The sequence below is a fragment of the Streptococcus sp. 151470009-6 genome (assembly GCF_053628175.1).
The window spans coordinates 211,703-226,351 of sequence record NZ_JBSEZF010000001.1 but is presented as its reverse complement, the minus strand read 5'-3'; the positions used below and the strand labels follow the sequence as shown (position 1 = coordinate 226,351).

Annotated in this window: 15 protein-coding genes and 1 other annotated feature; of the genes, 1 reads left to right on the top strand and 14 read right to left on the bottom strand. The window is 40.8% G+C overall.

All coding sequences use genetic code 11. The features are described 5' to 3' along the window. Positions 1-48: 48 nt before the first annotated feature. From gloA to ACUW6H_RS01175, 9 genes are all read right to left on the bottom strand, one after another. Entirely contained in the window at positions 49-429 is a 381-nt protein-coding gene (gloA, locus tag ACUW6H_RS01215; RefSeq protein WP_454359955.1) for a lactoylglutathione lyase, read from the bottom strand. Positions 430-526: 97 nt separating this feature from the next. Beyond that, a complete protein-coding gene (locus ACUW6H_RS01210; RefSeq protein WP_454359953.1) occupies positions 527-3,166 on the bottom strand; it encodes a J domain-containing protein in 2,640 nt (879 codons plus the stop codon). A 13-nt stretch (positions 3,167-3,179) separates the two neighbouring features. Next, entirely contained in the window at positions 3,180-4,844 is a 1,665-nt protein-coding gene (locus ACUW6H_RS01205) for an Hsp70 family protein (RefSeq protein ID WP_454359951.1), read from the bottom strand. Positions 4,845-5,018: 174 nt separating this feature from the next. Beyond that, positions 5,019-5,378 carry a 50S ribosomal protein L20 gene (rplT, locus tag ACUW6H_RS01200; protein WP_000124830.1) on the bottom strand — a complete coding sequence of 120 codons (360 nt, stop codon included), beginning with the start codon at positions 5,376-5,378 and terminating at the stop codon, positions 5,019-5,021. A gap of 51 nt (positions 5,379-5,429) precedes the next feature. After that, positions 5,430-5,630 carry a 50S ribosomal protein L35 gene (gene rpmI, locus ACUW6H_RS01195; protein WP_001125942.1) on the bottom strand — a complete coding sequence of 67 codons (201 nt, stop codon included), beginning with the start codon at positions 5,628-5,630 and terminating at the stop codon, positions 5,430-5,432. Between the two features lie 32 nt (positions 5,631-5,662). Beyond that, on the bottom strand, positions 5,663-6,193 hold the full coding sequence (infC, locus tag ACUW6H_RS01190; protein ID WP_000848184.1) for a translation initiation factor IF-3: 531 nt from the start codon (positions 6,191-6,193) through the stop codon (positions 5,663-5,665). Between the two features lie 15 nt (positions 6,194-6,208). Beyond that, positions 6,209-6,340 (bottom strand) — a sequence feature (ribosomal protein L20 leader region). Positions 6,341-6,413: 73 nt separating this feature from the next. After that, positions 6,414-8,654 carry a DNA internalization-related competence protein ComEC/Rec2 gene (locus ACUW6H_RS01185; protein WP_454359944.1) on the bottom strand — a complete coding sequence of 747 codons (2,241 nt, stop codon included), beginning with the start codon at positions 8,652-8,654 and terminating at the stop codon, positions 6,414-6,416. Further along, entirely contained in the window at positions 8,638-9,288 is a 651-nt protein-coding gene (locus ACUW6H_RS01180; RefSeq protein ID WP_454359942.1) for a helix-hairpin-helix domain-containing protein, read from the bottom strand. The genes ACUW6H_RS01185 and ACUW6H_RS01180 overlap by 17 nt, the downstream gene beginning before the upstream one ends. Positions 9,289-9,356: 68 nt before the next feature. Further along, positions 9,357-9,926: a GNAT family N-acetyltransferase gene (locus tag ACUW6H_RS01175; RefSeq protein ID WP_454359940.1), complete on the bottom strand. Its 570-nt coding sequence runs from the start codon at positions 9,924-9,926 to the stop codon at positions 9,357-9,359. Positions 9,927-10,105: 179 nt separating this feature from the next. On the opposite strand from ACUW6H_RS01175, the gene ald reads away from it, so the two are divergent. Continuing rightward, on the top strand, positions 10,106-11,218 hold the full coding sequence (gene ald / locus ACUW6H_RS01170; RefSeq protein WP_454359938.1) for an alanine dehydrogenase: 1,113 nt from the start codon (positions 10,106-10,108) through the stop codon (positions 11,216-11,218). A 57-nt stretch (positions 11,219-11,275) separates the two neighbouring features. Here ald and ACUW6H_RS01165 read toward each other — a convergent pair whose 3' ends face one another. From ACUW6H_RS01165 to frr, 5 genes are all read right to left on the bottom strand, one after another. After that, positions 11,276-12,262: a PhoH family protein gene (locus ACUW6H_RS01165; protein WP_084854010.1), complete on the bottom strand. Its 987-nt coding sequence runs from the start codon at positions 12,260-12,262 to the stop codon at positions 11,276-11,278. An 80-nt stretch (positions 12,263-12,342) separates the two neighbouring features. Then, complete coding sequence (locus tag ACUW6H_RS01160) at positions 12,343-12,558, bottom strand: YozE family protein (RefSeq protein ID WP_004249158.1); 216 nt, start codon at positions 12,556-12,558, stop codon at positions 12,343-12,345. Further along, on the bottom strand, positions 12,555-13,160 hold the full coding sequence (locus ACUW6H_RS01155; protein WP_454359935.1) for a GrpB family protein: 606 nt from the start codon (positions 13,158-13,160) through the stop codon (positions 12,555-12,557). The genes ACUW6H_RS01160 and ACUW6H_RS01155 overlap by 4 nt, the downstream gene beginning before the upstream one ends. Before the next feature lie 11 nt (positions 13,161-13,171). Continuing rightward, on the bottom strand, positions 13,172-14,026 hold the full coding sequence (cvfB, locus tag ACUW6H_RS01150) for an RNA-binding virulence regulatory protein CvfB (RefSeq protein WP_125414489.1): 855 nt from the start codon (positions 14,024-14,026) through the stop codon (positions 13,172-13,174). A gap of 59 nt (positions 14,027-14,085) precedes the next feature. Next, a complete protein-coding gene (gene frr, locus ACUW6H_RS01145; RefSeq protein WP_268702476.1) occupies positions 14,086-14,643 on the bottom strand; it encodes a ribosome recycling factor in 558 nt (185 codons plus the stop codon). Between the last annotated feature and the right edge of the window lie 6 nt (positions 14,644-14,649).

Genomic DNA, 14,649 nt, shown 5'->3' with positions numbered 1-14,649 from the left:
AGTAAAAAAGTCAAGTAGAAAACGAACATTCTACTTGACTGTACTGGATTATTTTTCACGAATCACTTCGACTTTGTAGCCATCAGGATCCTTGACAAAGTAATAGTTTGGTGGGATTCCAGGTAGGCCTTTTGGCTCTGTAACCTCATAGCCTTTCGCGCTATGTTCTTGATGAAGTGCCTCAAGATCAGGTGTACTGAGGGCGATATGGGCAAAGCCATCTCCTACCACATAGGGGCCGTGGTCATAGTTATAGGTCAATTCCAACTCGTAGTCATCACCATCAAGTCCTAGATAGACAATCGTGAAAGCATAATCTGGGAAATCCTTGCGACGCAACTCTTTAAAACCAAAAGCATCTTGATAGAATGCGATTGATTTTTCAAGGTTTTCTACTCGCAAGCAAGTGTGTAGCATTTTTGAAGCCATTTTCATTACCTCTTTCATTTGATTAGTTCCATTATACCTTTATTCAGAAAAATTTACTAGGAACTTGAACTAGAGTCCTCTTCTCTGTGATTTCATTCTATACAGAATTTTTCCGATTTTCCTTGCGTATATTGCCAATAAGGAAAAGCAGGATAAGGAAAAAGAGTCCCTCGAGGAAGTAGAAAGCAAATTCGCTATTCAAGATTAACAGGTCTTTTTCAAAATAAACTTTGCTAAAATCAGGTATAGGTGCAAATAGAATCCGGAACAGTCTTCTTAGGAAAATAAAGATTTGCAATCCATAAATCATAAAGACCTTCTTTACACCAATCATGAAGCCTTGTTCCTTTGTAAAATAAGACAAGGCAATTCCATTTAACAAGAGGACAACTGTTATGGTCAGAGTCTCATTTCGTAGAATATACGGATTAAAGATGTCTAAACGGTTATGAATGTAAGGCAACATTTGAAAGAGTAGAATTCCCAAGATTGCTGGAAGGAGAATTTTTTTCAATGATGGTGGAAACCCGGGACTAAATCTTGTAAATGACAAGCAAATCACAAGGATTGCAAAAATATGGAAGTACATCATTGCAACTCCGGAAATGATCTGGCTTCGATTTACCAAAGCGGATAAGAAGCCAGAAGAAAGAAAGATACCGATAGGAATCAGCTTATCCAAAGAATAATCCCACTTCAGCCCTTGACTCACCTGGAAGCCATCGATAAGACAGAAAAATGAAATGAAAATAAGGGCCCCAATAAGACCAAACGGTAAGAATGGAGTGACGAGGAGCAATAACAAGATGAATAGGAACCATGGATGGGGACTGTGGTAGAATTTTCGTTTTGAACCCCTAGCTGTCACTCCTTCCTCAATTGGTGTTTGCCTTAGTTTTAGCATATAGACGTAAAAGAGAGACAACATACCAGCATGGACCCAAGAATTATAACCAGGTTCCTCTAGAACACTGAGTATCAGACTCACAATCGTAAAGAGGCTAAAGAATATCTTAAGAAACTTATTTTTAAGGACCTGTCTTTTTTTCCAATCCGAATAAGATAACTTGGCCTTTGGATGACAAAGTTCATAGGCATAGGCTGTCATCTCTTCTAGTTTCTGGTCTGTCTCTTCCGTCATCATTTGGCTAGCCATTTTAGAGGTCGGAAAAGGAGTTAAAACATATCTCAAGAGCTCCCCGTCTGTAAACCGATGGTACTCCTTATAGATCTGTTGAAGCAAAACCGTTAGAATGCGTGGTCTTCCTTTAAAGTAGCTTTTCCACTTCTCCCAATCATTGATATCTTCATCACTCTTGGTGAGCTTATCAATATAGAGATAACCTTCATTGTACCAGTAGTCAAAATTTTCTTTTTTATCTAGTGCGTACTCCTCTACCACTGAAGGATAAGACTGGACACTCTTCCAGAAATGAAGCTTTTTCAGATATGGATTTGCTTCCTCATCACTGTAACGCTCTACAAATTGAAGAACGAGAGCTAACACTTTTCCATTGGTTAAAGGATAGACGTCCACCTTTTCTAACAAATCAAGTAGGAGCGTGTGATCTTTGACTGATTCAAAAAGATACTGCCAATCACGTAACAGTTTATACTCGTCTTCATAGTAGGCATGGAGCAACTCATAAAAGGCTGCCTCAACTTCATCTGGATTATCTAGAGCGTAGTGACTAAAGTCAACGTTTTCTCCCAGCTCCTCTTTTACTTGCTCTATGTAATCAGCTAAGTCATCCAAGAGTGGATAATCCTCTTCATACATGACTTGTCGGTTTTTTTCAAGGATATAGGTTAAAACAGGAACGCTTTTGATTATTTGACGATTCTGATTTACTTGATCCAAGACCATAAAGGCCAAATAGGGGTGCTTGAAAAACTCTATCCAAGAACTTAATTGATTTGCTTTGTTAGAATCTTGAAAAATTTCTTGGCAAAGTTGATAGGAATAAGAGAATTGTTCAGTGGCTTCTTGTGCGCTTTCAAGTGAACTTCCTTCCTCTTCTGCTATATCTCTTTTAACTTGCCAGTACTTGAGTTTATAGTAATATCCCCAGTATCGAAAGTCAGGTACATAGTATTCCAGCAAAGGAATGACGATAGAAAATTGCTCCGATTTGTTGAAAATATAAACATCCATTTCCTCTAAAACGGATTGAACAATATCCATATCATACTGATATTGACTAAAGAACTGACGCCATAGATGCTCTTGTTCCTCTTGGTTATAGTCATCATTCCCAACAATACTTTCAATCGCATTTCGAATTAAATAGGCTGCTTCATTATAACTACTAAAGTCAAGGGTGGAATTTGGCTCATCCTCTTCTGCTTTAAAAGTTTCAAAGTTAAAGGAATCGCTGGTTTTATCAGTTGATTGCTGATAATCACTGAAATCAAGACTTGATGTTTCAGACTCTTCGTTCTCAATTTTCGTTTCTTCAGTCAAGTTTTCAAAGTTGAGACTAGAGTTAGGCTTTCCATTTGCCTCTTCTTCCAGTTCAGTAGCTTTTTGAGAGTCACTCGCTTTTCTTAGACTATTTTCTAGTCTCGTTTTTCTAGACCTCGCATAAGTCAAGGCTTTTTGGTATGCTTCAACAATTTCTTGGTAAATTTCTGGTTGGTCTTCTGGGTGATAGAGCCGAACTAGTTCAGCATAACGCCTTCTAATAAGCTTGACATCAGTCGTTGGCTCTATCCCTAAAGTTTCCCATATATTCATAACGTCTCCTCTTTTACAGTCCTCGCTCTAGGAACTCTAGGTAGTTTGAAAATGATTGATAGAGTTTAGGTAGGTGGTACATAGAAGCTTGCTTTACTTCTTCTTCAAATTGTCTAGTTGATGCCATCAGTTCTTCCCTTCTTCTTCCTAAAAGCATACTGTAAAGACGATTTGCTTTCTCCATCAAGAATCGGTAAACCTCTGTTTCTTGAGCATTGATCTTATAGCGAGACAATTCTGCTTGCTTAACCTTGATTTCCTTTTCTGTCAGGGTAATGCTATCTTGGAGAATAACATGACTAAAGACTTCCTGTGTGGAATCAATTTTCACTTCGACATCCAAAATTCCATTTAAATCATAGGTAAAACGAACTGTTAAACTTTCTTTTTCGCGAGTATTCACAGGTACGGGAACTTCTAATTCACCTAGAAACAGGTTTTGTGATGCCTTCATCATCTCACCTTGATAGACCTTTATCTTGACTTGGCTCTGTCCCAATTCAGCAGTATAATACTGCTCAATGCGTGAAGCAGGTAGGGTGGAATTTCGCTCGATAATCGGCGAAAAACGATCTCCAACTATCTCAATCCCTAGTGTAAAAGGACAAATATCAGACAGCAACAAATCACGTATCTCACCCTTCCGTTCTTTTATTCCTGCTAAAAGGGCACAACCTCTCGCAATCATCCGATCAGGATCATCCGAAACCTGCACCACTTGATTGATACAGTAGGATATAAAGTCCTGAACCAAGCGGAGTTTCGAAGTCCCCCCAACAAGAACAAAGTTATCAGATGATACATAGCTATAACGTGCATCCATCAAGGCACGGTCCAAAACGGCCTTAACACGGGCTAGCAGAGGTTGACAAAGCTCATAAAAACGCTGGTAGCTCAAGTCTAGAGTGTATTCCTGATCTTGGTCCAGAACTGTCATCTTCACTTCTTCTTTATCATTAAGTTCCAGCTTAGTCTTTTCAGCCTGTACCAGAATTTTGCTATAAAATTCTCGGGAAATCGTATCCTTGGTTAATTGATTGGAGACTAAAAATTCCTCAGCAATAGCCGCAGTAAAATCTTCTCCTCCCAAACGATTGTCCCCTGCAATTGACATGATTTCGACAATGTTATCAAAAAGCTCTACAACTGAAATATCAAGAGTCCCACCGCCAAAATCGACCACAATAAAAGATTGATCTTCTTGGTTTACCATAGATCTTTTAGCAAGAGCCGCTGCAGAGGGTTCATTGATAATCCGATCAATCTGAACGCCTGCAAATTTCCCTGCTAGTTTGGTCGCATAGCGTTGAGCATCATTGAAATAGGCTGGTACACTGACAATCACTTCCTCGACCTTTTCTCCAAGATGGGTCTCTGCATCATCTACCAACTTTCGAATGATAAAAGAGCTTAATTCTTCAGCCTTATATGCTCGATTTCCTAACGTTAATTCATGCTTAGTCCCCATAAAACGCTTGAACTGAGAAATCGTCTTATCTGGGTGGGTCACCAAGCGTTCCTTGGCAATTTTTCCAACTATAATCTCATCATTGTCATCTAAAGCCACAACAGATGGAGTCAAATACTCACCAAAAGCATTGGGAATCAGCTTGACCTGGCCATCTTGATATACCCCTACTAATGAATTAGTCGTCCCTAAATCAATACCTACTATCATCTTCTTCTAACTCCAAATCTTTTTAGATATTCCTATTATACAAGAAATATCCTATTTTCTTTGAAAAAATCTGTGATTTACTCTTTAAAATAGAAAATCATTTATGGTAAATAAAAAAGTTTCACCCTACTCCTGCGATAAAAACTACGAGAGTAAGAATGAAACAGTTAATTATTATTTACCAAGTTTTGCTTTAGCTGCATCTGCAAGAGCTGTGAAAGCTGCTGCATCGTTAACAGCCAAGTCAGCAAGCATTTTACGGTTAACTTCGATTTCAGCCAATTTCAAACCATGCATCAATTGTGAGTATGAAAGTCCGTTCAAACGAGCTGCCGCATTGATACGAGTGATCCACAATTTACGGAAGTCACGTTTTTTCTGACGACGGTCACGGTATGCATAGTAGTAAGAGTTCATTACTTGTTCTTTTGCAGTACGGAACAAGATGTGTTTAGCTCCATAGTAACCTTTTGCTAATTTAAGAATACGTTTACGACGTTTGCGTGATACAACGCCACCTTTAACACGTGCCATGTTTTATTTCCTCCAAATATTTCCTAGAATTGTTTACTTACTGTTAGGCTATTATTTCAAGCGAGTAAGCATTGCTTTGATACGTTTGAAATCTCCTGAATGCACCATAGATGCTTTACGAAGATGACGACGTTGTTTCTTAGTTTTTCCGTGGAAACGGTGAGAAGTGTAAGCACGGAAACGTTTAAGTCCACCAGAACCTGTACGTTTGAAACGTTTAGCTGATGCGCGGTGTGTTTTTTGTTTTGGCATGATTTTTTCTCCTTTATTTAACTTTCTGACACTTATTTTTTGTCAGTTGCTGGCGCCAACTGCATGAACATTTGGCGTCCATCCATCTTAGCTCGTTGTTCGATGATCGCAATATCTTGTGTTGCTTCAGCAAACTCGGCTAAAACTTTTGCACCAATCTCTTTATGGGTGATCATACGCCCTTTAAAGCGAATGGATACCTTAACTTTATTTCCTTTTTCAAGGAACTTGCGTGCATTGCGAAGTTTTGTGTCAAAGTCACCCTTGTCAATCGTTGGACTCAGACGAACTTCTTTCACCGTAACAACACTTTGTTTTTTACGTTGTTCTTTTTGCTTTTTCTGATACTCAAATTTGAACTTACCGTAGTCCATAATTTTAGCAACAGGCGGTTTTGCTTGGGGTTGAATCAATACTAAGTCAACATTTGCACTATCAGCCAATGCTTGCGCTTCGCTGAGTGGCTTGATACCTAGCTGTTCTCCCTCAAGACCAATCAAGCGAACTTCACGTACACGAATTTCATCATTGATGAATAAGTCTTGCTTTGCTATGGTTTTCACCTCTTTTTTATTATTAGAGAAAAACAAGAGCGGGCCCGTAATGATACAAGCCCGCACGTTATGATAGCGTTTCTTAGAAACTTTTCATCCGTAGGGCCAGGCAACTTGATGTCACAAGGCGAGAAGCTCTCACTTCTGCTTTTCTCAACTTTTATATGATACCAAGTTTTCTATTCCTTGTCAAGATAAAAAGTTATTTTTTCAAAAAAGTTTATCTATTTTATCGCACTGTTTCCATTCGCCAACTATTCCATCCTTTAAAGCGAATGGCTCCTTGCTGGTCTGTTCGGTAAATCTTACTCTTGATAGTTTCTAATCGTGTCAAGGTTTCCTGATGGGGAAGTTTGGCACGATTTCTCTTTCCAACTGAAATGAGAGTAATGTGCGGTTTGAGCTTCTCTAAAAAAGCTTGACTAGATGAAGTCTTTGAACCATGTTGACCTGCTTTCAAGATATCCACCTCTAAATCAGGGTATTGCTTTAGAAGATCCTTCTCTCCCTTCTCTTTCAAGTTTCCAGTGAAGAGAAAGTGCTTATCCAAGAGTTTTCCATAAAGAAGGAGAGAATCATCACGATTCCCATCTCCAATCTTCCCTGGAGATAGGACTTCTAAGTAACTGCCAAAAATCGGAAAATTCTCCCCTGCTGTCACACTGCGTACCTTGGTTTGAGTAGCTTGTAGTTCTGCCACAAATTCTTTCTGTGTCAAACTTCCTTTTGATACTAAAATCTCCCCTACATGGAAAGCCTTGGTCAGCTCTAGCAAATCTCCGACATGTTCTTTATCAGTGTTGGTCAAAACCAGCTGATCAATCTTATCTACTCCTCGACTTTTAAGATAGGGAATCAAAGTCCTCTGGGCATTGCTGGTTGTCGACTTTTGCTGCCAAGCTTGGATTTTTTTGTCGGATTCTGCCTTTCCACCGACATCTATGAGAATGGTTTTACCAGTTACATCCCTTAGAAAAATGCTTTCTCCCTGCCCTACATCCAGCATGGTGATTTCATTTTCAAGTGGATGCTTGGTTATGAAAAAGAGCCCTACGATAAAGAGACTGAATCCTGCTAGTCTTTTGACATTTTTCCTAAAGTCATAGACCAAGGCCAATGAAACTAAGAGAAGAATCAAAAGCCATGCGTTGGGTTGTCCAAAGACCAAGGGTCTACTTGCCATCTGCGATACCAAGCGAATGATGCTCTCCAACCACTCAAAGATAAGGTTAAGCTGAGTGACTGGGTAAACAAAAGACAGAATGAATAAGATAGACAAAAGCGGTAAGAAAACCAAGTCAAACAAGAAAGAAAAGACAAAGGTCAAAAGGATGGACCAAGGCTGAAATTCTGCAAAATAAAAGGACAAAATGGGCAATATTCCCAAGGAAATGACCAGACTTTCTCTAGCAACAGCCTTGAGCCCCTCCCCTTCTTTACTAGTCATGGTCAAGATAAAGGCGTAAGCGCAGGACAAGACACCTCCTGCTGTCAGGAAAAAGTTGGGCATGATGATAAAGAGGACAAGAACCGTTAAGGCAAAATTATCCAAACCCTTAACACCATGTTGGGCCAGTAACTTTTGCAAGAGACTGCGAATGACCGAAGCTGAGAATCCTGTCAGACCTGCATAGATAAGGGAAAAAGGATAGGTCAGCCACTTCAACTTTTCTTGAGTCAAGCCCAATCGCAAAAGGAGCTTCTTAAACCCATCCATAAAAAATCCTACCTGCATACCTGACAAGGCAAAAAGGTGGATAATTCCTAGACTAGAATAGAGCTCATTCATCTCCTCGAAGTCCGTATCCAGATGTCCAAAAAGAAGCCCTGTCATATAGTTGCGCATAGGGTCTGGAAAGTGCGTCTTGATCCAAACTACAGCCTTTCGACGTAAAGCCGACAAATTTTCACCTATATCCCAACTGCTAACCTTTTTAAGTGACTGGATGCTCTTGATAGTCAGTGTCTGGTAAATCCCCTGAGTTTTCAGATAGGCTTGGTAGTCAAATCCACCAAAATTTCTCTGGCCTTCTGGCTCGGAAAGTTTTCCTTCTAGTTCTATCTCATAGAGCTCTGTCAAGGCTTGAAATTGCTCTTTCTCCTCCTCGGACTGGAGTTTATAGTAAACTTGGAAAGTGCGTCCGTCAGCCTTGCCACGAAAGGACAGACTATCTCCATTGACCTTAATAGTATCTGGTAAAATTCTCACCTTCTCTACAGACGCAACTAAGTCTTGACCAGCTTGTGTCTGTTGCCAGTTTTGAAACAGAAACCAAAAGCCAAAGGCTCCACAAATCGCTAGTACTTTACCAGCCGATTTCCAAGGAAATTGGATAAAGAGACAGACTAGCAAAAAAACAAAACCTAGCAGTGCGAGATAGGACGCTCCAAAAATGGCGTAGTAAAGCCAGAGTAACAGAAAACTCAGATAGATTAGGGGGATAGGGAAATTCTTAATCCACTGTGACATAATCTTTTAGCTTTTCTATGGTCTTAGCCCCAATGCCAGAGACTTTCTTTAATTCATCTACCGACTTGAATTTCCCATTTGCCTCGCGATGGTCGATAATATCCTGAGCTCGTTTTCCTCCCAAGCCTTTGACCTGCCTGAGTTCTTCCAGACTAGCTTTATTGAGGTTGACCTTCTTTTCTTTACTTGTCGAAGGAGACGTTCCAGAGGCAGCCTGCTGACTAGTTGCTTCTTCTCCCTTACTCGGGACGTAGACCAGAGCCTCGTCACTGACTTTCTGAGCGAGATTGAGCGACTTACTATCTGCCTCCTCTGTCAAGCCACCAGCCTTCTGAACCGCATCATGGACCCGACTTCCTACTGGCAAATCGTAAATCCCGGGCGATTTAACGGCACCTTTTACATCCACTGTAATCTGATCTTGTTCCAGAGCCTCTTCCTTTTCTTCCTTCTTCACTTCTTTTTCAGACGATGAATCCTTTGAAATAGCAGCAACTTCAGCCGGCAAATTTGTTTCTTTCACAGATGTTTGTGAACTTGGCTTTAGCAGGAAAAAACCGCCTAAGGCCAAACCCAAACAAGCACAGATGACAATGATTTTATACTCTTTGATTTTCTCGATAATTGCTTCCATATTTTCTCCTCTCTTAAGTTATTCGCAAGAGAAAGAAAAAAAGCAGTCGAAAATTTCTTTTCAACTGCTTATTTATTTGCAAAATAGTCTTCCTTGATCAAGACATAATGAACTCTTGTGATGATTCGTCCTTTTTCGTGCTGGTCCATACAAGCGTATGGTTCTGCATGGGAAAAGCGCATGCCTGATTTCTGCATGACCTTGCCAGATGCGGGATTTTCCTTATCGTGTAAAGCAACTAACTTATTCATTCCAATCTTCTCAAAAGCCAGCTCAATCACGGCTCGATTGGCTTCTGTTGTCAATCCTTGATTCCAATACTTTTTATTGATAATGTAACCAATAGCTGCCTTCTTAAGAACAGTATCAATCTTGTGCAAATCAATGGTACCGATAAACTGACCATTGCTTTTTAGTTCTATTCCCCACCGTCCTAAGGGATTGGCCAAGTAGAACTGAGCAATGTTATTCTTGGTTTCTTCCAAGCTTTGATTGGTTGGAAAAGTGTAGCGCGTATTTTCTCTGTCCGAGGCATACTCAAACATAGCTTCTGCATCATCCAAAGTTACAGGTCTAAGCACTAAACGCTCTGTCTCCACTATTGGATACTGGGCTAGTTTTAAAAAGATTGATTCCATACTTTCCCTCCTTAGAAAGGATTTTCAACCATTTTAGCAAAAAATAAAGGCCCTAGCAATCGGTTTTTCTTGATTTTTATCCATCTTTTATATAAAATTAGTACATCACAATAAATGATCTGGTTCTCTCTGTGATTGTTATGATTAGAATCCAGATATAGAATAAGGAGACAACCTTTATGTTAATCGGAATTCCAAAAGAAATTAAAAATAACGAAAACCGTGTCGCTCTCACACCTGCTGGTGTCCATAGCTTAGTTTCTCGTGGACATCGTGTCCTCATCGAAAAAAATGCTGGCCTTGGTTCAGGATTTACTGATGCTGACTATCAAAAGCAAGGAGCTGAGATTGTCGCTACTGCTAGTGAAACCTGGGCAGCAGAGTTAGTCGTTAAAGTAAAAGAACCACTAGCTTCTGAATACGGATACTTGCGCGACGATCTTCTCCTCTTCACTTACTTGCACATGGCCGCTGCTCCAGAATTAGCAGATGCTATGTTAGCAGCAAAAACAACAGGAATTGCCTATGAAACTGTTCGTGATAATCAAGGACAACTACCACTCCTCGTTCCTATGAGTGAGGTTGCAGGTCGTATGGCTGTTCAAATCGGAGCTCACTTCCTTACCAAACAAGCTGGTGGTTCTGGTGTCCTACTAGGTGGTGTACCAGGTGTTCCAAAAGGAAAAGTAACCATCATCGGTGGTGGTGTCGTCGGGACACATGCTGCCCGCATCGCCCTTGGACTCGGTGCTCAAGTGACTATTTTAGATATCAGTGCCAAACGACTCTCAGTGCTAGAGGAAGTCTTTGGGAACCAAATCCAAACTCTTATGTCCAATTCATTCAACATTGAAGCAAGTGTGAGAGATGCTGATGTGGTGATTGGAGCGGTTCTCATCCCTGGTGCCAAAGCTCCGAAATTGGTGACAGATGAGATGGTCAAACAAATGCGTCCAGGCTCTGTCATCGTTGACGTAGCTGTTGACCAAGGTGGCGTTATCGAGACAGCTGACCGTGTGACAACGCACGATGAGCCTATTTATGAAAAACACGGTGTTCTCCACTATGCCGTTGCCAATATCCCTGGTGCGGTTGCTCGCACTTCAACCATCGCCCTAACCAATGTCACTCTTCCTTATATCGAAGCATTGGCTGGCAAAGGATTCGCACAAGCAATCTCTGAAGACGAAGGCTTACGTCAAGGTGTGACCACTTATCAAGGTTACTTGACCAGCCTCCCAGTTGCCCAAGGACTCGATAAAGCTCACACGTCTATCGACGAACTTGTTTAAAGCTAGACACTCATTAAAAAGAAAAAGAGCAGTACAAATGGAACTGCTCTTCTTTTGTTATTCTGTCTCTTCCTTCTTTTCTTCAACCTTAACTGGAGCTGGTTCATAAGCTCGTATAATCTGAGCGACAACTGGATGGCGAACCACATCCTTGGCTGAAAAATGAACAAAGTCAATTTGGTGAATGTTCTTGAGCTTTTCTTGGGCATCAATCAAACCTGACTTGACGTTCCGTGGTAGGTCAATCTGGCTGATATCTCCATTGACAATCATCTTAGAATTAAAACCTAAACGCGTCAAGAACATCTTCATCTGCATGATGGTTGTATTTTGCGCCTCATCGAGAATGACAAAAGCATCATCCAAGGTTCGTCCACGCATATAGGCAAGGGGCGCGATTTCTATGATTTCACGCTCCATGAGACGGGTGGTCTGGTCTTTTCCTAAAATCTGATACAAGGCATCATAAACTGGTCGAAGGTAAGGATCCACCTTTTCCTTGAGATCACCCGGAAGAAAACCTAGACTCTCACCAGCTTCCACTGCTGGACGAGTTAGGATAATTCGCTTAACCTGCCCACGTTTAAGGGCCGTCACCGCCAAGGTCACTGCAAGAAAGGTCTTCCCTGTCCCTGCAGGTCCGATTCCAAAGGTCACATCATGCTGTTTAACACTGTCCACATAAAGTTTTTGACCCAGTGTTTTGACACGGATAGGCTTCCCAGTATTATCCTTGATGATTTCTTCTTCGTAAAGGGCGACAAACTTGTCGATCTCATCGTTTTTGACCATGCTAATCGCAGTCACCACATCTGGTGTGCCAACGGTCATTCCTCGATTTACCAAAACCATCAAGGCTTGGATAACCTGACGGGCTTCCTCACAGGCAGTCTCTTCTCCCAAAACCTGGACAATCTCCGTACGAGCATGAATCACTACATCGAGCTCTTCTTCCATCAAACGAAGATGGCGCTCGTTGGATCCAAAAAGATGAAACAGGTCATCTGGATGACTCAGTTGAATGTCTATTGAATGTTCCTTCAAATAAAGAACCTCTCTAATCCGTTTATTTCTTTTTATTATAGCAAAGAGAACAATAAAATACTAGCCTCATCTCATTGTCTCTAGTGTTCTAAGTATTCTTGCCAGATGGCGTCAAAGTCTCCTAAGTTAAAAGAGAAACTAGCATATTCCTCCAAAAAGCGACTCACCTCATCAAAATCATCCGTGTGTTTTGGGAAGGCTGACTCCTCAAAAGCGAGGTCTGCCAAAATGGCTTTTGGACTATTACTTTTCGGATTGCGCTCGGTCATGAGCCAAGTGTAAAATGATTTTCTCAATTCTTTCTCCTATCAAGACTTTTTTGATAAAACTTTTCTGATTCTTGAAAATTACTGGACTTAGCCTCTGAAACGTAGTGGTTTATAAAATCCGTTTTCGCATCAGTATAGGCGTCTCGATTGTGTTCAAATTTTTTCCATAAACTTAGTTTTAATTCCTGATACGCTTGGGCAATATCTGGATGCTGGCAGAGATAATCTCTAAAATAAATCTCGTCATGATCTCCCGTCATTCGCAAATGTAAATGAAAAACTTTCTCAGCAAATCCCTGCTCTGTATAGCCTTTATTTAGCGAAATCCTGTTATGACTCTCTGACATCACTAGCCAACTATTCTTCACCAATAAATCCCTAACTCTTGCTAAATCCTCTTTTCTACCTACTTCTAACAGAATATCAACGATATTTTTGGCCCAAATATTAGGGATAGCAGTGCTACCGATATGTTCTATTCTTTTAATAACATTTGCACCCAATATTTTTATTAGATTTGCTTTTTCTAATTCATACCAGTCTTTCCACTCTGACTTGTGCTCTACTAGAAAAATAGGAAAAAGTTGCCAGAGTTCCTCTAAACTCATTTCTTCAAGTTTCTTTATCATGTCTATAAGACCTAAATCAACTCTGTACCAAACTGGTCTTGTTTAATTTTACCAGCCTTCATCAAACCACCGAGCGCTTTTTTAAATTGACCTTTAGAAATACCAAAGGTTGCTTTGATGTCCTCAGGGGATGACTTATCATTCAAGGTCATAAATCCGCCATTGCTTTCCAAGTAGGTCAAAATCATCTGAGCATCATTTTCCAACATTTCAAAGGAACGTGGTTTGAGGGATAGGTTCAAGGTACGATCCACTTCACGGAAACCGATAACACGCGCATCTAACACTTGTCCTAAACGTGGCTCTGCGTAGCGCTCGCTGGGATGGATAAAACCAAGCATGTTATTCTCTGGCAGATAGACAAAGGTCCCTGACAGCTTGAGGCGGTAAACAATGGCTGGCCAGTTTTGGTTCTGCATGTTGTTGTAGGCAGGACGAGCCAGACGTTGGAAGTCTTCCTGATAAGCCAAGAGTCCCCAGATTCGATCTTTCTTGTCCACCTCAAGACGGATGTAAAGTTTATCACCTTTCTTAGGCCAGAGTTCCTTGAGCTCAGGGAGGATATCGAGTGACACAACGATTTCTTTATCAGGTAGACCGGTATCAACAAAAACACCCAAGTCCTTACGAACTTCCGTTACGGTTCCCCAACCAAATTGGTCCTGAGTTGCAGTCACTTCTATGGTTGTCAGGCGGAGTTTTTGCTTCATATCCGTGTAGGCAAAACCTTTGACCGTATCCCCTACTGTATGTTGACCTTCTTCCTTGGCAAGTGCATAGGTTTGACCATCCTTTTGCACAAAGTAAAAACGGTCATTTTCATCGATGATAAGTCCAACGATAAAACTTGCAAGATTTGTATTCATAGTTCCTTCTTTCGAATAAAACTCAGCCAGCAATGCCAACTGAGTTTTTCTGTTTATTTTTAGACTTCCAAAAGTTCCTTTTCTTTATTGGCAGTCATGTCGTCGATGTGTTTAACAGCATCGTCTGTTACTTTTTGAATATCTTTTTCAAGAGTTTTCAATTCGTCTTCAGTGATTTCTTTTGCTTTTTCTTGTTTCTTAGCTTCGTCCATAGCATCACGACGGATGTTACGAATAGCCACTTTAGCATTTTCACCGACCTTCTTCACTTCTTTAGCAAGGTCACGACGAGTTTCTTCTGTAAGAGCTGGAATAACCAAGCGGATCACAGAGCCGTCATTAGCTGGTGTAATACCAAGATCAGAAGCGTTCAAGGCACGTTCGATGTCTTTCAATGAAGACTTGTCAAATGGCGTTACCAACAAAACACGCGCTTCTGGAATAGTGATAGAAGCGATTTGATTAAGAGGAGTTTCTACCCCATAGTATTCTACATAGACACGGTCCAGCAAGCTTGCGTTGGCACGTCCTGCACGGATACCACCAAATTCACGAGCAAGTGATTGGTGAGACTGGGTCATTCTCTCTTTAGCTTTTTCTACAATTGCGTTAGCCATAATCTT

Coding starts and splice junctions, on each gene's coding strand:
- ald (WP_454359938.1), top strand. CDS start 10,106: ATGTTAATCGGAATTCCAAAAGAAATTAAAAATAACGAAAACCGTGTC.
- ACUW6H_RS01155 (WP_454359935.1), bottom strand. CDS start 13,160: ATGATAAAGAAACTTGAAGAAATGAGTTTAGAGGAACTCTGGCAACTT.
- ACUW6H_RS01210 (WP_454359953.1), bottom strand. CDS start 3,166: ATGAATATATGGGAAACTTTAGGGATAGAGCCAACGACTGATGTCAAG.
- rplT (WP_000124830.1), bottom strand. CDS start 5,378: ATGGCACGTGTTAAAGGTGGCGTTGTATCACGCAAACGTCGTAAACGT.
- ACUW6H_RS01180 (WP_454359942.1), bottom strand. CDS start 9,288: ATGGAAGCAATTATCGAGAAAATCAAAGAGTATAAAATCATTGTCATC.
- ACUW6H_RS01175 (WP_454359940.1), bottom strand. CDS start 9,926: ATGGAATCAATCTTTTTAAAACTAGCCCAGTATCCAATAGTGGAGACA.
- ACUW6H_RS01185 (WP_454359944.1), bottom strand. CDS start 8,654: ATGTCACAGTGGATTAAGAATTTCCCTATCCCCCTAATCTATCTGAGT.
- cvfB (WP_125414489.1), bottom strand. CDS start 14,026: ATGAATACAAATCTTGCAAGTTTTATCGTTGGACTTATCATCGATGAA.
- ACUW6H_RS01205 (WP_454359951.1), bottom strand. CDS start 4,844: ATGATAGTAGGTATTGATTTAGGGACGACTAATTCATTAGTAGGGGTA.
- rpmI (WP_001125942.1), bottom strand. CDS start 5,630: ATGCCAAAACAAAAAACACACCGCGCATCAGCTAAACGTTTCAAACGT.
- frr (WP_268702476.1), bottom strand. CDS start 14,643: ATGGCTAACGCAATTGTAGAAAAAGCTAAAGAGAGAATGACCCAGTCT.
- gloA (WP_454359955.1), bottom strand. CDS start 429: ATGGCTTCAAAAATGCTACACACTTGCTTGCGAGTAGAAAACCTTGAA.